Annotated in this window: 19 protein-coding genes; 9 read left to right on the forward strand and 10 right to left on the reverse strand. The window is 60.2% G+C overall.

Features of this window, described 5'->3' with window-relative positions:
• Window positions 1–118 precede the first annotated feature (118 nt).
• The 3 genes from AC3EC3_RS08475 to AC3EC3_RS08485 all read right to left on the reverse strand — a co-directional run bounded on the left by AC3EC3_RS08475 (window position 119) and on the right by AC3EC3_RS08485 (window position 2,089).
• Window positions 119–418 (reverse strand): AzlD family protein, encoded by a 300-nt coding sequence (locus AC3EC3_RS08475; protein ID WP_488489132.1) that lies wholly within the window; start codon window positions 416–418, stop codon window positions 119–121.
• Window positions 415–1,149 carry an AzlC family ABC transporter permease gene (locus AC3EC3_RS08480; protein ID WP_488489133.1) on the reverse strand — a complete coding sequence of 245 codons (735 nt, stop codon included), beginning with the start codon at window positions 1,147–1,149 and terminating at the stop codon, window positions 415–417. Before AC3EC3_RS08480 ends, AC3EC3_RS08475 begins: the two co-directional genes overlap by 4 nt.
• A 70-nt stretch (window positions 1,150–1,219) precedes the next feature.
• Complete coding sequence (locus tag AC3EC3_RS08485) at window positions 1,220–2,089, reverse strand: PhzF family phenazine biosynthesis protein (protein ID WP_488489134.1); 870 nt, start codon at window positions 2,087–2,089, stop codon at window positions 1,220–1,222.
• Between the two features lie 163 nt (window positions 2,090–2,252).
• On the opposite strand from AC3EC3_RS08485, the gene AC3EC3_RS08490 reads away from it, so the two are divergent.
• Window positions 2,253–2,720 carry an Lrp/AsnC family transcriptional regulator gene (locus AC3EC3_RS08490; protein WP_488489135.1) on the forward strand — a complete coding sequence of 156 codons (468 nt, stop codon included), beginning with the start codon at window positions 2,253–2,255 and terminating at the stop codon, window positions 2,718–2,720.
• A gap of 434 nt (window positions 2,721–3,154) precedes the next feature.
• On the opposite strand, the gene AC3EC3_RS08495 is transcribed toward AC3EC3_RS08490, so the two are convergent.
• On the reverse strand, window positions 3,155–3,361 hold the full coding sequence (locus AC3EC3_RS08495) for a cold-shock protein (protein ID WP_488489136.1): 207 nt from the start codon (window positions 3,359–3,361) through the stop codon (window positions 3,155–3,157).
• Between the two features lie 227 nt (window positions 3,362–3,588).
• On the opposite strand from AC3EC3_RS08495, the gene AC3EC3_RS08500 reads away from it, so the two are divergent.
• Window positions 3,589–4,029 (forward strand): acyl-CoA thioesterase, encoded by a 441-nt coding sequence (locus tag AC3EC3_RS08500; protein ID WP_260924606.1) that lies wholly within the window; start codon window positions 3,589–3,591, stop codon window positions 4,027–4,029.
• Here AC3EC3_RS08500 and AC3EC3_RS08505 read toward each other — a convergent pair.
• The 3 genes from AC3EC3_RS08505 to AC3EC3_RS08515 are packed head-to-tail and all read right to left on the reverse strand — an operon-like array spanning window position 4,021 to window position 5,526.
• Window positions 4,021–4,845 carry a transglutaminase-like domain-containing protein gene (locus AC3EC3_RS08505; RefSeq protein ID WP_260924608.1) on the reverse strand — a complete coding sequence of 275 codons (825 nt, stop codon included), beginning with the start codon at window positions 4,843–4,845 and terminating at the stop codon, window positions 4,021–4,023. The genes AC3EC3_RS08500 and AC3EC3_RS08505 overlap by 9 nt on opposite strands.
• A complete protein-coding gene (locus AC3EC3_RS08510; protein ID WP_260924610.1) occupies window positions 4,839–5,105 on the reverse strand; it encodes a hypothetical protein in 267 nt (88 codons plus the stop codon). The genes AC3EC3_RS08505 and AC3EC3_RS08510 overlap by 7 nt, the downstream gene beginning before the upstream one ends.
• A gap of 10 nt (window positions 5,106–5,115) precedes the next feature.
• Window positions 5,116–5,526: a hypothetical protein gene (locus AC3EC3_RS08515; protein WP_488489137.1), complete on the reverse strand. Its 411-nt coding sequence runs from the start codon at window positions 5,524–5,526 to the stop codon at window positions 5,116–5,118.
• 373 nt (window positions 5,527–5,899) lie between these two features.
• Between AC3EC3_RS08515 and infA the strand changes: the two genes are divergently transcribed.
• Window positions 5,900–6,169 (forward strand): translation initiation factor IF-1, encoded by a 270-nt coding sequence (gene infA, locus AC3EC3_RS08520; protein ID WP_260924615.1) that lies wholly within the window; start codon window positions 5,900–5,902, stop codon window positions 6,167–6,169.
• A gap of 232 nt (window positions 6,170–6,401) precedes the next feature.
• On the opposite strand, the gene AC3EC3_RS08525 is transcribed toward infA, so the two are convergent.
• The 3 genes from AC3EC3_RS08525 to AC3EC3_RS08535 form a co-directional block, all read right to left on the reverse strand.
• On the reverse strand, window positions 6,402–7,073 hold the full coding sequence (locus AC3EC3_RS08525; protein ID WP_260924617.1) for a spermine/spermidine synthase domain-containing protein: 672 nt from the start codon (window positions 7,071–7,073) through the stop codon (window positions 6,402–6,404).
• A gap of 47 nt (window positions 7,074–7,120) precedes the next feature.
• Window positions 7,121–7,483, reverse strand: coding sequence for a response regulator (locus tag AC3EC3_RS08530; protein ID WP_260924619.1), 363 nt, complete (start codon window positions 7,481–7,483; stop codon window positions 7,121–7,123).
• A gap of 326 nt (window positions 7,484–7,809) precedes the next feature.
• Window positions 7,810–8,034, reverse strand: a complete 225-nt coding sequence (locus AC3EC3_RS08535; RefSeq protein WP_260924621.1) for a hypothetical protein — start codon at window positions 8,032–8,034, stop codon at window positions 7,810–7,812.
• 619 nt (window positions 8,035–8,653) lie between these two features.
• Between AC3EC3_RS08535 and AC3EC3_RS08540 the strand changes: the two genes are divergently transcribed.
• From AC3EC3_RS08540 to AC3EC3_RS08565, 6 genes are read left to right on the forward strand one after another with little or no spacing between them, the layout of a single operon-like run.
• Window positions 8,654–10,573 carry a methyl-accepting chemotaxis protein gene (locus AC3EC3_RS08540; protein WP_260924623.1) on the forward strand — a complete coding sequence of 640 codons (1,920 nt, stop codon included), beginning with the start codon at window positions 8,654–8,656 and terminating at the stop codon, window positions 10,571–10,573.
• Window positions 10,574–10,599: 26 nt separating this feature from the next.
• On the forward strand, window positions 10,600–11,973 hold the full coding sequence (locus tag AC3EC3_RS08545; protein ID WP_488489138.1) for a chemotaxis protein CheW: 1,374 nt from the start codon (window positions 10,600–10,602) through the stop codon (window positions 11,971–11,973).
• A complete protein-coding gene (cheB, locus tag AC3EC3_RS08550) occupies window positions 11,970–13,073 on the forward strand; it encodes a chemotaxis-specific protein-glutamate methyltransferase CheB (RefSeq protein WP_260924631.1) in 1,104 nt (367 codons plus the stop codon). The genes AC3EC3_RS08545 and cheB overlap by 4 nt, the downstream gene beginning before the upstream one ends.
• Window positions 13,070–13,921: a CheR family methyltransferase gene (locus AC3EC3_RS08555; protein ID WP_488489139.1), complete on the forward strand. Its 852-nt coding sequence runs from the start codon at window positions 13,070–13,072 to the stop codon at window positions 13,919–13,921. Before cheB ends, AC3EC3_RS08555 begins: the two co-directional genes overlap by 4 nt.
• Complete coding sequence (locus AC3EC3_RS08560; RefSeq protein ID WP_488489140.1) at window positions 13,921–15,849, forward strand: chemotaxis protein CheA; 1,929 nt, start codon at window positions 13,921–13,923, stop codon at window positions 15,847–15,849. Before AC3EC3_RS08555 ends, AC3EC3_RS08560 begins: the two co-directional genes overlap by 1 nt.
• On the forward strand, window positions 15,846–16,109 hold the full coding sequence (locus AC3EC3_RS08565) for a hypothetical protein (protein WP_260924641.1): 264 nt from the start codon (window positions 15,846–15,848) through the stop codon (window positions 16,107–16,109). The genes AC3EC3_RS08560 and AC3EC3_RS08565 overlap by 4 nt, the downstream gene beginning before the upstream one ends.
• Window positions 16,110–16,151 lie beyond the last annotated feature (42 nt).

Genomic DNA, 16,151 nt, shown 5'->3' on the forward strand with positions numbered 1-16,151 from the left:
GCGGATCGAGTCGCGCCGACGTTGTAGGCAATGGCGGTTGGCAATGACTGCTTATGGCATGTCTGCGGGCAGACTCACCGACGCTAATGGGCGTATTGCAGTCTCAGGCTGAGTGCGGTTACCCGAGAGCAAACCGCAGAGCCGCAGCCGACAGGATCGCGATCGCAACAGTGGCCATCATCGGCAATCGAAACGCCGCCAGAGCGGTAATGCCGAGCGCCAGAATATCCGCTGGCCGTGGGGACACGAACGCGGGAGCAATTACCGATATCAGGACGCAGGCCGGGGCAGCGTCGAGCATGGTCCGCGCGCGCGGGCTCAGCGTCCGGTTTCCCAAAACAGCATAGCCCAGCGCGCGCGTGGCATATGTCGCAAACGCCATCAGCACGATTGTCAGGATTGTGGTGCTGTGGATCATGTCTGCTCACCTGCAAAAAACCATGCGGCAATCAATCCCGCGATCGCCCCCGCTGGCACGTACCAGGCTCCGGGAACCAGCATGTATGTGAGTGCTGCTGCGACGAGGCTTACTGCCCAGGGCCGGGCGGCGCGTATCGATGTCCACATGCCCCGGATCAGGACGAGGAAGATCGCAGGGAATGCCATGTCGAGACCCCAGCGTTCGATGTCTCCGATGACGGGACCAAGCACGGCTCCGAGGGTCGCGCAGCTGAACCACGTAACCCAGAACATCAGACTGAAGCACATATAGAATGTCAGGCTGAAAGCCGGTGCGAGGCCGCGCGCGCCTCGGCTGCGGGCATCCGCAATACCAATCGCCCAACTTTCATCGACCATGAAGAACAGGGCAGGATAGACGATACGCCGCGGCAGGTGGCTGAGATAAGGTCCCAGGGCAGCGCCCATGAGCAGATGCCTGCTATTGACCAGAAACGTCATGCCGACGATCACCACCACAGGCAGTGGAGTAGTCCACAATCCGATAGCCGCGAATTCCGATCCGCCCGCGTAGTTGAGTGCAGTCATCAAGGCGACCTCGACCGGGCTGAGACCCTTGCGGGCGCTTTGGGCGCCAAGCACCATTGCGAGCGGAATGAGCGCGACGAGGATCGGCAGCGCTACTCTGACTGCGCGGGCACACTCCCCACTCCGCGAGGACGCGGGGGCAAACGGAATTGCCTGTTGCATGATATATGATTCCTCGGCGGCCAAGCGTGCTCGGCCCGCTATTTCGATCGCAGTGTCGTGCCTAAGAAAGCTAGGCGTTCAGGCTGCCGCTGGCGCAGGTCACGCATTGCCCGCCTACCGATATTCCGCCGTTGGCCGTGAAGTCCACGATCACCCGACCGTCCCGCCCGGTGCGAGATCCTTGTGAGGCGACATATCGTTGGCGCGCGAGCGGAAGGCCGAGAGCACTGCAATAAGCGGCGACGCTACCATTGCCGCTGCCGCAAACCGGATCCTCGTTCACCCCGCACGATGGTGCGAACGAGCGGACCTCGATGTCAGTCGCAGAACCTTGCTCATATGTTCCAAAGACGGTGATACCCGTTGCACCCAACCGCCGCTCGAATACAGCCGACCGCGCGAAATCTGGCTGGAGTGACAGGATAGTCGAAGCATCCTCGATCCGGGCAACCACCCAAACCGCACCGACATCGACGATTGCGGGGGGATTGGTCCGATCAAGGCTGGTGCCGAGAATGGCCTCGAGTTCAACGATATCATTCTCGTCGAGCGAAGTGATTTTGGCATCGGGCAGTTCAAGGTGCAGGAACCGCTCGCGACCGTCTCCATTGACCTTGATCTTCACAAGGCCTTTCGCACACTCCTGCACGATGAAGCCGTCATGCGGGCGAACCAGCCCCGCCTCCAGAATGGCATGGGCGCTGCCCAAAGTCGGATGACCGGCAAAGGGCAGTTCGGAGCGGGGCGTGAATATGCGCAGGCGATAATCGGCGCCATCTTGCGTGGCGGGCAGCACGAACGTGGTCTCGGAAAGGTTGGTCCAGTTCGCGATAGCCTGCATCTCGGCGGCGCTCAGGCCTTCCGCTTCAAGGACGACCGCCACGGGATTGCCTTTGAACGGCACGGCGGAGAAGGCATCGACGACTGTATAAGCACGCATGATTTCAATCCGGGAGTGGGTTTGACGGGTAGGCCGCGTCTTGCGGTGTAACAATCCACCTATAGCCGCAGATCGGACCGGCCGGGTTGCGAAGAATCTCCGTTCTGCCGTGGATTTTGAAACGTGAATCGTAGAAAGACGGGATTTATGGCATTCTATGCCAATGAAGCTCGATGATATAGATCGCAGTATCCTTCGGACCCTCCAGCGAGATGGTCGGATTCAGAATATCGAGCTTGCTCGAGAAATAGGACTGTCGCCATCTCCCTGCCTTCGGCGCGTAAAATTGCTCGAAGATGCTGGCGTAATCAAAGGCTACAGCGCAGTTATCGATGCCGCGACTGTCGGTTATGGCGTAACGCTGTTTGCCCGCGTTTGGCTGACACATCAGGATGCCACCACCATCAGCCGATTCGTCGAAGCGATTGCAGCGATGGAGCAGGTGGTGGAATGTCACCTGATGGCCGGGGAATGTGATGCGCTTCTCCGCGTCGTCGCGTCAGACCTCAATGATTATTATCGGTTCCAGGCCGACCACCTCAGCCGTGTCGAGGGGGTCAGCAACGTCAAGACCGACGTGCCTATGCAAACGGTGAAAACAGGCCGTGGTATCCCGATATCCCGACGATGATCGTGCGTTTATGAACGGCTGGTTCTAGGATCGTCGATAAGACTTGTGAACGGCTGAAATGGGCGCAATCCGGGCTGACGGCACACGCCCCGTTGCGGATACATCCAGTGTTCCAGCCACCCCGCAGCACACGACCAGCAATCTAAGATTTTCTAAAAAAATTAGTCTCACAACGAGGGAGTGACTGTCAGCATCTTGTCCTGTGCTGCTTTAGTTCTCGCATCTTCTGTGTTTTGTGCGCGTTCGGCAAGCTCACTCCAGGCATACGAAGCACGCAGGCAGCGAGCGCGTACCTCCGGCAAGCTGGCTGCGCCGGCAGCGATTTCCTGAAGCTCGGCTTGCTCACGGTAAAATGTCAATGACGACATTAAGCTCGCTCCCGATACTATATTTGGGAATGGCGGGCCTCGCAAAAGACCCGCCGGTTCGGTCGTTCAGGCCGACTGGAGATTAACAGCCGAGGTCTTCCCACGCTGGTCGGTTTCCAAATCGTAGGATACGCGCTGATCCTTGTTTAGCGTGCGCATGCCTGCGCGCTCCACCGCGCTGATATGAACGAAGGCGTCATCGCCTCCGGCTTCAGGGGCAATAAAGCCAAACCCCTTGTCAGCGTTGAAGAACTTTACGGTGCCGGTGATCATATGGGTATCCTTTGCCCAATGTAGTATGACGGGCATGCGCCAACAACAGCACATCCCGGCTTCGTGAGGCTAGTAAGGGACAAAGAGGAGCCGTTGCGGTTCAATATGCGTCGCAGGCGACGTTTCAGCAAAGCTCTTGTAGGCGCAACCGCAAAAAATAGATATAGCTATTCTATGCCTTTTACCGATTAAATGCGGATTCCATCATTTATGTGGTATATGGAATTATGAATTCCGCTCAGATGCACGACTGCTCGCTCACGATCGATGCCCATGACATTGACTTTATGGGGCATGTCAACAACTCGACGTATTTGAAATGGGTGCAAGCCGCGATTATCGAGCATTGGCACCGGGTCGCCTCCCCTGCAGCAGTTGGTGCCTATCTATGGATCGCCCTCAAGCACGAGATCACTTACCGAAAACCTGCATTTTTGTTCGACCGGCTAACAGCCAATGTTGTCCTCGAGCGCGTGCGCCGGGAAAGCGCGTTTTATGACACGACGATCCGACGCGGGAGTGAGGTGATCGCGGAAATACAGTCGCGCTGGTGCTGCATTGATGCCCTGTCGCGACGTCCCGTCCGGGTGAGCGAGCAAGTCAGATCCTGCTTTTTCCCTGAGGGCGAGAACGCTGAAGAGGCTGAAGTCATTCAAACCTCAGGATGATGCAAGCTTCAGCTGGTCTTCGTCGGTGTAGACCTCAAATCGTGAGAGGGTGGCGGTGCCGAAGCCCATCGTCAGGGTCGCATCGGCAGCATCGCGGCCCTGCGCCATCAGTATACGTCCACGTCTTGGACGATTATGTCTGGCGTCGAACACATACCATCTCCCGCCCAGCCACACTTCGAACCAAGCCGAAAAATCCATGTCGCCCACCGGCGCGGGCAAGTCCATGTCCCCAAGATAGCCGGTGCAGTATCGTGCTGGCACATTCATGCACCTGCACAACGTGATCGCCAGATGCGCAAAATCACGGCAGACGCCGTTGCGCTCCTGAAACACGTCCCAAGCGCTCTTGGTCGCCCTTGCCTCCAGATAATCGAAGCGGATATGCTCATGCACATAGTCTACGATCGCCTGGACCAGAGGCCAGCCTGCAGGTGCATTTCCGAACAGGCCCCATGCGATCTCGACCAGATGATCCGTTTCACAATAGCGGCTGCCAAGAAGATAGATCAGGACATCATCAGGTAGATCTTCGATGGAAGACTGCAAGGCATCCGGCGCAAACGCATCGGGTTCGAAGGCATCTTCGATGACGAACCCGCACGAGATCGTAATGCCACCTTCCGGAATGGTGAAGCGCGTGCAAATGTTGCCGAACCCGTCGACATAGTCGTAAATCGGTACGTCCGGTGTGGTAAACAGGCGCTGCGGCGTTCGCAGGTCCTTATGGCGCGAAGGATGTACGCTAAGATGCGCAAGAGTCGGCACCCGCTGCTCACACGTAAATCCTATATCGTATCCCGCCCGGATCAGCATACCGGCTTCAAGGCTGCAAGCGAGCGCTCCACGCGCCCTAGGCCTTCGGCCGATTCGATAGCCAGATCGAGCGGGCGGCCGCCAAGTTTCCCACATGCCGTATTGAGATAGGCGATGGCCACATCCCGATTGCCCAATGTATCGAGCGCAAGCTTGGTTACCTGTCCCTGACGGCTGGCAGCATCCGGCGCTAACCTGGGCTTGTCCGACCACCGCACTTTTGACCGGAAAGGCCTGCCGGGCTTTTCTTCGCTGTCCATTTTGAGTTTCCTATTGATAGGCGCGCATCCGGTGTGCTGCGATCTTCCAGAGAAGATGCACGATCTGGGCCTGGCCACTTGCGCAAGCGCATCCGAATTCAAGCATGCTGCGGCTTCGATCGGGTCCAATACCGGAAAGGAAATCGCGCGCGGCGACGTGGCCACCAAGAAGTGCCAATGCGAGATCAGCTATTTCGCTTCGCCGTTTATAAATCTGACTTTCTCTCGATACACGAGGCCATTGCCGCCCATATGCGGGAACACCGGCCTTTCTGCTTCGGAGCAAGCCGCAACGTTTGGCAGAGGCGAACTCATAACCATAGGGGATAGGAGGGCACTCCCATGTCTTGCCGCAAACGCGCGATACGCGTTTCGTAATGGCGAACCATATCGAAACGCGATCCGCGTTGGCGATCGTCATCACCCCGAGCCGCGTATTCGATAAGTGCCATCTGGTGATGATAAAGTAGTTGATTGAGGTCCATATGGGCTCTCCTTCCTGCGGGAGCGCATTGTGTCTCTCAGTCGCCGGCATGCAAAAATGACCGGCAATAAAATTCTTATACACGAAATTTTATCGAGCAGCGAGAGCAATCGAAAAATCGAACATAATAATATAAATTGTGATTTGCATTGAAAAATTATATTTTCGATATATATAGCTCTCGCTGCCTCGTTTTTGCGAATGCGCACCTGCCTTGTGCGGGTATTTTTTCCAGCATCAGCCTGGCTCTCATGATCGCCGTTTTTGCGCATGCATGACGGCAGGCCCGCTCGTTTTCGGGACACATGGATTGGCGAAGGAAGAATTGCTGACGATGGAAGGGTTTATCGAGGAAATTCTCCCCGATGGGCGCTTTGCAGTTTTGCTCGACAATGAGCACAAGATCATTGCCTACACCGCGGGGAAAATGCGAAAGTTTCGTATCCGCTCAGTGGTTGGGGATCGCGTGCATGTCGAAATGACGCCTTACGATCTTTCCAAGGGCCGGATCATATTCCGCGAAAGAGGGCTTGGGCAGGCCGGAGGGCCTCCAAAACGGGGCAGCGGTTTCAGAAGATAGAACGCGGCGCAAGGCCGCACATAGGATAACATGCAAAGCAATACCTCCGGCGCACAACCGCGCCGCCTCAATTCCCCGTTCCACGCACAGGCCGAAGGTGCCGTTTCCCCCGCGCCTGGCCAGCGAATGCCAGGCTTTCTCAGCAGGGCTCATCTTTGCCGTCTGGTCGCGGACATGGTGGACTGATCCCCTTTCGGCCTACGACCAAGCACTGTGAAACCTGCTAAGGGTATCACGGCTTGCGGGCGAACCAGATAAGATGGCGAACCCCTCTATTGCCCGCTTGCGCCCTGACCACCAACCTTGTCACCTCATAGCCCACCTCCCGAAGACGCCTGGTGAACGCGGCTTCGGGAAAGGCCGACCAAATGGCAAGAATGCCCCCTGATCTCAGTGCTGACATTGCACGCTCCAGACCGGCTATCGAATAGAGGCTATCGTTCTGGCGTCGCGTAAGGCCTTCGGGCCCATTATCGACATCCAGCAAAATGGCATCGTATGCGTTTCGAGCCGAAGCTATCAGCAGCGCCACATCTTCATCCACGATGTGCACGCGCCGATCATCGAGACATCCATTCGTAATGGCTTTCATAGGCCCTCTGGCCCATCTCAAAATTTCAGGGACGATTTCGGCAAGCGTAATGCTTGCCCCGTTGCCCAGCACCGCCAGAGCAGCACGAAGCGTAAATCCCATGCCATATCCGCCAATAAGCAATTGCGGCTTGGCACGCTCGGTGAGCTGTTGGCATGTGAGAACGGCCAAGGCCTCTTCGGAGGCATTGGCCTGAGTGCTCATCAGTCCATTGTCGTCGAGCAATATGGTGAAATCGGAGCCATGCCGGACCAGTGTCAATTCTACGCCATTCGGTACGGTCGCCTGACCAAGCACGACATCATCTAACATTGCATTTCCTCAAACACCCCTGACCCAGGCCATGTTCTCGCTCCCCGCTAACCGGTAAGGCCTTGCAGCGCTTTGACGAGCGAGCTTGCGAGGTAGGGCTTGTCAAGGAACACGGCGCCCGCTGGAATTTCCTCTCGGGCCGCGGGCCAACGCCCGGACGTGATGGCGATACATATGCGGGGCCACCGCTTACTTACCTCAAACGCCAATCCCATGCCGTTCATTGATCCAGGCATATCGACGTCGGTAAAAAGGATGTCGATCGCTCTATCGACTTCGAGAATATGCATGGCCTGGTCAGCGTTTCCGGCCTCTCTCACTTGGAAGCCGGCGCTTTCCAACATGTCTGAGGCCCCGAGCAGAATCAAAGGTTCATCCTCGACAACGAGGACGGTACGCTGGGGAAGCATAGAATGACGGCTTTCTGCGGGGCACAGTAGACAGCCTGGCTTGCCGTCCCGATTTCATCGGCCAGGTCTCGCAGGCTCCGTTTGAGCCTCATGAGGTAATAGCAAAACTGCCTGAAAGTTCCCGGTAAAGTGGTAAATTTGCCGTTCGTATGCGGAACAAGAAATATACCAAAGCCTTTTTCCTAAACACTCTTTTTCGCCCGCCGGCTGTATTTATAGCGTTGAATGAAATCTAAACGGATAGGGTTCATGATCTGAATGTTTTCGCCGGCTCGGCATTGACCCGTCACATCGGCCACTTGTGTGAACGCCGATTCTCAATGTCATCACCATGGCCCGCGTGCGCGGTAAAACGGAAAACGCCTCACAATTCCGGCAATCAGTTTTTTTTCGAACACCTGCCGCATGGTATCAGCACCTTCCGGAAGGATGCATACCAGATGTGTACCGCCGGAAGGCAACGGCTCTATCGCGCTAATGGCTACATTATGTGCCGCACATGCCTTCTCGACTTCTGCCTCCGGCAGATCGATGTTCAAAAGGCGGCTCATGTGACAAGTCCTGCAGCGCGGTCAAAACCTTCGTCGAGGTTCTCCATGCTTGCACGCCATCCGTCAGCCGCGCCAGCACCTATAGAAAGCTGATGGTTGCGAATTCGGTTAGCAGTAGCGCCTGCGGCAGCAAGATGTCTTGTTCTGCAGAGGCGCGATGAGGCGTTTCCTGCTCGTATAAGCGATATCTGATGTGCGGAATATAGGATGTTGAGATCCATGCGGATGCTCCTGTCATAAGCGGGAGCGCGATGGTCTCTCAGCCAAGGGGGCTTATAATTAATCAGATTCCCTCGATGCTGGGAATATGGGAAAGATTTTTAGAAAATCAATGTTCGGCATGGAAAATAAATTTGAACTTCGTCTATCATGAATTTGCACTTTGACTTACATCTGATTGAATTTGCACGGTAACGGCAGCCGTAAAATTCGACCCTTATGAGACGCTCAGCACCCGTTTGCAGCGCTCCAGGTGCGGACGGTCCGCAATCGCTTGTGCTCAAAATCGCTGACGCTTTGTCTCAAGGCGGCTTCAATGGCGACCATCTAAATCGAGCTCTGGTAGCACGGGCTTCCGTGTCGTAAGCCACAGCCTCCTGCATGGACAACGAGAGAGCTTATGGCGCTGGTAAAGAAATCGACCCTAAGTTCTCGTGCAAACGGTCCGACCTCGGATCTTGCAAAGGGGACACCATCAGCAAAAGTCAGCGCTACTCGCCGGCCGGCTGCAAAGCGGAGATCGGCCTCGCCGACAGAGCGCATCGACCAAGCCACGCAGGAACTTGCTAGCGGCCTGGGCGAAGCCTCGGCGGCAGCAGCCGAGTTGCAGCGCACGATGGACCAGATTTCGAGCGGGGCCGAGGAGGCGGCGGGTGCAGCCCAGGAATCGCTCGGCCTGATTGCCGCGCTCGGCACGAATTTCCGCGACGCGCGGAGCCGCGCCGAACAATCCCGTCGTCAGACCGAGGCGGTGCAGAGCAGCTTTGCCGAGATCTGCACGCAGATCGAAGGATCGGTTGCCGCCATCGAGCTGAGCGCGCAGCGGCAGCTGACGACCGTCGATCTGATGTCCACATTGGAAGAAGCCGCCGGGAACATCGACGAGATCGGGGCCTATGTCGCAGACGTGTCGGACCAGACCAGCCTGCTCGCTCTCAACGCCGCCATCGAAGCCGCGCGCGCGGGCGACAGCGGTGCGGGCTTTTCGGTCGTCGCGGACGAGGTACGCACGCTGGCCGAGAATTCCGAAGCGGGCGCGAGCGACATTCGGCGCCTCTCCGCCAGCATCGGTAGCGAGGTTCAGCGTATCGCGGCAAAGATTCGCGCCGCCTCGACGCAGGCTACGAGCGAGGCCAGCCTTGGTCATGACGTCGTCGCGCGCCTGAAGGTTGCGCGCGATGATCTGGCGTCGCTGGGCATGAATATGCAGGACATCCTCCAGACCGCAGTGGAAGCGGAAAGTGCGACCCGCGAGGCGGAGCGCGGCGCGGAGCAGGTGGCGAGCGCCGCGGAGGAGCAGTCTGCCGCGGCCGCAGAAGCCCAGCAGGCTATAGAGCAGCAGGGATCTTCGCTGGAGGAAAGCCAGCAAACGGCAGAGGCGCTTGGCGACTTGACCGAGCAGTTGCAGAGCAATGCCGGCGAGGTCGTGGTCGAACAGGTGGCAGCGGCAGCGGAAGAACTGTCAGCGACGGTGCAGGAACTGTCCGGCGCGTCCGGACAAATCCTCGTGGCGCTCGAACAGATCAGTCGTGGCACTCAGGTTCAGGCATCAACCACGCTTCAGGCCAATGCCGCGATGAGCCAAATCGAAAAATCCGCTCGCATTGCCCAAGAGCGAGCTGAAGCCGCTAACGGCCGGATCACCGCGATCGTGCGATCGGTGACGGAAGGCCGGGCGATGATGGAGCGGCTGGTTGATGGCGTCGGCACCGCGCTGCAAGAGGTCAACGGCGTGCAGGGCCTGTTGGCAGGCCTGAACGACACTACGCGAAAGATCGAAAAGATCGCCGACAGCCTCGCCCTGATTTCCATCCAGACGAATATGCTAGCCGTTAGCGGCGCGGTCGAGGCGACCCGTGCCGGGGACGCAGGGTCGGGATTTGCAACGGTCGCGGGAGATATCCGCAAGCTGTCTCGCGATGCCGCCGATAGCGCAGAACGGACCAAGGACATCGTCCGCACGATACAGGATCAAATGGTTTCCGTCCGCCGCGATCTCGATCAGGTCGTCGGAGCCGCTGAGGCCGAAATAGCCCGCAACCGCGCCATGGTGGAACGCTTTGCGCTGGTAACGGCGGAACTGGAGGATGCGCAAGCATCCAACGGCGCGATCGTGGCGAGCGCCGATGCCATGCTGCGGTCCGTTCGGGAGGTGCAGAGCGGCACCAGTCAGATCGCCGAAGCGGCCGATCTGGCTGCGGCGGCCGTCCGGGAAGCAAGCGCAGCCGCACGCCAGCAGGCGCAGGGCGCCGAGGCGCTGGCGGCGGCGATCGAGGAAATCGCGTCCATCGCCACCGTCCTTGCCGCACAAGAGAACTGAGTTTGGCCTCCGCCCCCCTTCCCGCCATGCAGCTGCTGACGTTCACCGTCGGCGAGCGGCGTCTGGGCCTGCCCGCCGTGCAGGTGCGGGATATCCTGTCGATGCCGCGGATTTCGCGCGTGCCGCATGCGCCGCGTGCGCTGCTGGGCGTCGCGAACATGCGCGGCACGGTCATTCCGGTGATTTCCGTTGGACGGCTGGTCGGTCAGGAAGAGAGCGGAACCCGGCGCTTGATCGTCGTCGATGTCGACGGCCTCATCGGGTTGGCCGTAACGAGCGTTGCGCAACTTGTGGACCAGCGCGCGTTCGATGATGTCTCCCTGCTCGACGTTGCCGAACTGGTCTCACGAGCCGTGCCGGAGAAACGTCAGCACCAGTCCGGCGGGCGCGTCATCGCGTTGGCTAGCCGTGCTGCCCGGCAAGATACCGTGCCGCTCGTCGCCTTCACGATCAGCGATCAGGCCTTTGCGCTCCCCTTGTCCAACGTAGACAAGATCCTACGCGTGCCAGACGACATTGCCCGGATGCCAAATGCGGACGATGTCGTGGTCGGCACAATGCCGATGCAAGGCACCGTCCTGCCGTTGCTGTCGCTCGCGGCCCTGCTGGCACTGCCCATCCGGTCCGCAGACCATCATGCCCGCATTCTCATCGTCAGGATTGGCACGCATCGCGTCGGTCTGCTGGTCGATGCGATGCAGTCCGTTGTGCGCGTCGCCGAGACCGACATCGATCCCGTTCCGCAAGTGCTGAACCGGGGCGGTGCGGAAGCGCGTATTCAGGCGATCTGCCGGCTCGGAGAAGGCAGGGGCCTGTTGTCCGTCCTCGCCACGGATCAACTGCTGCGGGGGGACATCATGGCAAGGCTGCTACAGGGCGATGGCAAGGAACAAGGCGACATGACAGGCGGCGCGGCCAGCGAACGAAGCGAGCGGTTTCTTCTGTTCCGCATCGGCGACGACAGCTTCGGCTTGCCCCTCGATGCGGTCGAGGAGGTCCTCCCCTTGCCGCCGCGCCTCACGCCTCTGCCCAAGGCGCCCGACTTCGTGCAGGGAGTCATGAACGTGCGCGGTCAGGTCATCCCGGTGATCGACCAGGCGCGGCGGTTCAGCGGCACCGCCGTAGGTAGCGCCAAACCCCGTGTGATCGTGGTGCGCATCGGTTCGCTGACTGCCGGCTTCATCGTCGACGCCGTCTCCGAAATCGCCCAGGTGGCCGAAAGCGCGCTCCACGAAGCCCCCGATCTGGGGACGGAGGGGACGCGGGTTTTCGACCGTGTCGCGACGCTTGGCGGCCGGGACAGCCTCGTCCTGATCGTCAGTGCGTGTGAACTGCTAGACCGGGCCGAGCAGGATTTGCTGACCAGGCTGGGAAAGAAGAGCGTGACCAAAGCGCCGTGACCCGATTGCTGATCATTGACGATTCGGCGCTGATGCGGCGTCTGCTGACAGAAATCTTCACGGCGGCGGGCGACTTCGAACTCGCCGTCGCGCGAAGTGGCGCAGAGGCGCTGGAGATGCTGTCCGACGTCGCGCCGGACGTCATCACGCTCGACATCAACATGCCCGGCATGGACGGGCTGGCCTGCCTCGACCGGATCATGGTGCTACGCCCCTGCCCCGTCGTCATGGTCTCCTCGCTCACCACAGACGGCGCCGAGGAAACGCTGGAGGCAATGGCGCTGGGTGCAGTCGATTTTATCGCCAAGCCCAAGGGCGCCGTATCGCTCGAAATCGACGCCATCGCCGACGATCTGGTCGACAAGGTGCGCGCCGCCGCGAAAGCGCGCATTTCCCGCACAACCCGCCTTCAGGAGCGCGTCCGTGCCCGCGCCAGCGGCACGCTCGCCAGCCGCAAATCGCGCCCTGTCCGCTTGATGCCGGATGGTGCCATGCCCCTGCCGCCCCTGTCCCGCGTGGATGGAGAAACGGGCGTAATTGTCATCGGCTGCTCGACGGGAGGCCCCCCTGCGCTCGACACCGTGCTCGACGGGTTGGCCGCGGATTTCCCTTGGCCGATCCTGATCGCCCAGCACATGCCCGCCAGCTTTACCGGACCGCTTGCGCGCCGCCTCGACCGTATGTGTGCGCTGAGAGTACAGGAGATCACGGGCACCACGCCGCTGCTGCCCGGCCATGCCTATATCGGAAAGGGGGACGCCGATCTCATCCTCTCCCGGCGCAATGGGCATCTCATCGCGCTCCCTGCTCCCAGCAGCAGCGATTATTTCTGGCATCCCAGCGTGGACCGGCTCGTTGACAGTGCGATGCGCCTGATTGCGCCCGACAGGCTGATCGGGGTGTTGATGACTGGCATGGGCACAGATGGAGCGGCAGCGATGACACGGTTGAAGCAGGCAGGCGGGCTCACCATCGCCGAGGCCGAGAATACGGCCGTTGTCTGGGGCATGCCGGGCGCCTTGGTGCAGGCAGACGGTGCCAGCATCGTCCAGCCTCTCGACCGCATTGCCGATGCACTCACGGCTCTTTTGCCGGCGTGAGCGGTGTCCCCTCTGCCGCGAACATACCGATCGCCCTATCGGCAGAGGAACTGGCGACGGTCTGCACCCTGCTCTACCGCTGGACGGGCATGATCTTCGGCGAGAACAAGCGTTATTATATCGAGCGCCGCATCACCGAGCGGATGAAGCGCACCAACGTCACCACGGCGAAGGCCTATCTCGGCTATGTCGGCGCGCACCTCGCTGAGCGCGAGGCGCTCATCAACGCCTTCACGATTAATGAGACCTATTTCTATCGCGAAGAGCATCAACTCGCGGCGCTTTCCCGCGACATTCTCCCCGACCTGGTCCAGACCAAGCGGCCGGGCGATCTTGTCCGCATCTGGTCCATGCCCTGCTCGACGGGCGAGGAGGCCTATTCGATCGCGCTCTGGCTGCTGGAAAACTGGCCGCTGGTGGATGCCTATAATGTTGAGATCGTCGGGTCCGACATAGATACAGGTGCCATTGCCAAAGCGCAGGAGGGCCATTTCGCGGAGCGGGCGCTCGCCCGGCTGCCCGACATTGTGCGCGAAAGCTATTTCGAACCGGAACATGGCCATCGCCGCCGCATCATTCAGGATTTGCGGGAATCGGTGCGCTTTGTCGCCGCCAACATCATCGACGCGAGCAGCCTGAGCGGGCTGGGCCTGTTCGATGTGATCCTGTGCCGCAACCTGCTGATCTATTTTGACGACAGCTCTCGGTTGATTGCAGCGAACAATCTCTTCGATGCCCTCAACCCCGGCGGGACCATTTGCCTCGGCCATAGCGAGTCCATGGGGCGCATCTCCGATCGCTTCACCCTCTCTCGCCTTCCGGACGCAATCGTCTATCGTAAGCCGTAATGGACGAACTGCTTGAACAATTTCTGATCGAGGGGCGCGAACTCGTCGCGCAGGCGAGCAAGGATTTTGCCGCCCTGTCGCGCGATCCCACCGACGTCGCCGCCATCGACAGCGCTTTTCGGGCGATCCATACGCTCAAAGGGTCCGTGGTGGTGTTCGACCTCGGCCCTGCCGAGCGGTTGTTGCATGCCGCCGAGGATCTTCTGGACCGGGTCCGCAAAGGCACCTGCGCTCTCGAAGCGGCAGAGACCGCCGCGCTTGTCGCCAGCCTTGATGAGGTTGACCGCTGGATCGACGACATGGAGCGGGACGGCCGGTTGAGCGAGGATGCCCCGGCAAGGAGCGAACAGGCGATTACCCGCCTGATATCACGCGCTGCCGAGCCTCCTTCCCATGACCCGATAGCAGGCAACCAGAAATGGGTCACCCGCCTGTCGGAAAGAGAGACCTCGATCATCGCCGGTGCGGCAGGGCCCGTCGTCGCGTTTTGCTACACGCCGGATGCAGACTGCTTCTTTCGTGGCGAAGACCCGCTGGCGGTGGCGGAAGCAGTTCCGGACCTCCTCACACTTGCCATACTCCCCCGCGACGGGGCATGGCCCGACCCCGCGGCCATTGAGCCATTCTCCTGCTTCAGCATCCTGGAGGGCCTCAGTTCGGCCTCTCTGGACAGCGTTTGCGCTGCCTTCCGACTGCAACCCGATCAGGTGCAATTCGCCGAGCTGGCGTCCGATAACCGGCCCGACGTCGCGCGCGCAGCTCGCGTCGATACGAGCGTGCTGCGGGTCGAATCCGCACGGGTAGATGCGATGGCTGACGGGCTGGGCGACCTTGTCGTCGCGATCAACGCACTCGCCCCGCTGGCCGAGGACGCGCAGAGCGTCGATCGTGCCCTTGCGGCACGCATCCGCACCGTCCAGGCGAACATCGAGCGGGCGACGGGTTCCCTCCATCGCAATCTGACCGCCGTGCGTCTGGTCCCTCTCGAACCCGCTCTCCAGCGCCTACCACGGCTCTCACGCGAGATTGCGCAAAGCCTGGGCAAGAGCGTGGCGCTCGCCATTGCCGGGGAAGGGATCGAGGTCGACAAGCAAATTGCCGACGGCCTCTTCGAACCGCTCCTCCATATGATCCGCAATGCCATCGATCATGGCATAGAAGCCGTCGAGGTTCGCCGCGCGACGGGAAAGCCGCAGGAGGGCAGGATCGCTCTTGGCTTCACTCGTGAAGGAGACACGGTAGTCGCCACGCTGAGCGACGATGGGGCAGGCATTGATCCCGCCCATATTCGGCAGGTCGCCGTTTCGCGCGATCTCCTGACGCAGGACACTGCAGATAACCTGACCGACGCGGCCGCGCTACGCCTCATCTTCGCTCCCGGCTTTTCGACTGCTGGCGCTGTCACGGAAGTATCCGGACGAGGCGTCGGCATGGATGCCGTGCAGGCGGCCATCGACAGGTTGCGCGGCTCCATCGAGATCGACAGCACCGCCGGCCAGGGTACCATTTTCCGCATGCGCCTGCCGGCCAATGCGCTCACGACGCGATTGCTGGTCGTGGAGGTCGGCGGAGAGAGATATGGCGTCGCCCTCGATCAGGTGGTCGAGACGGTCCGCATCGACCGTTCCGCGCTGTTCCCCGTCGGCCGGGGTATCGCCTGCGTCCTGCGGGACCGGACCGTGCCCGTTCTCGACCTCGCGACCCTGCTGGATGCCCACCACGCGGAAGGGCCGCATGCCAAGCTAGTGGTGACGCAGAGCGGCGGTGAGCCGGTGGCGCTGCGGGTCGATGATTTCGCCGAACGCATCAATACGATCGTGCGCCCGCCGACGGGCATGCTGTCCTCTGCCCGAGGTGTCATCGGCTCCGCCCTCATGGGCGATGGCAGCGTCCTTCTCGTTCTTGACCTGCCGGAGCTGGCGACATGACCGTGCGCAAGACCGACGACGCCATACTTCTGGAGGGGCGCTGCGGCGTCGAGGATGCGGAAACGCTGCTCCTGGCCTTGCAGGATGCGCCGGAAGCCGTCGTCGATGCCACCGCCGTTCAAAAGCTGCACATGGCCGTCGCACAGGTCCTTCTCGCGCTTCGTCCCACCATTCGGGGCGCACCGGAGCCACCCTCTCTCTCGCGAAATATTTTTGGGCCGATGGTTTCGGATAGCGACATGGCGACCAAAACGCCTTAGCAACCATGACCAAGAATGCTGTGATATCCCCTGTTTCCGGAG

It is taken from the genome of Novosphingobium sp. BAM6, assembly GCF_057784955.1.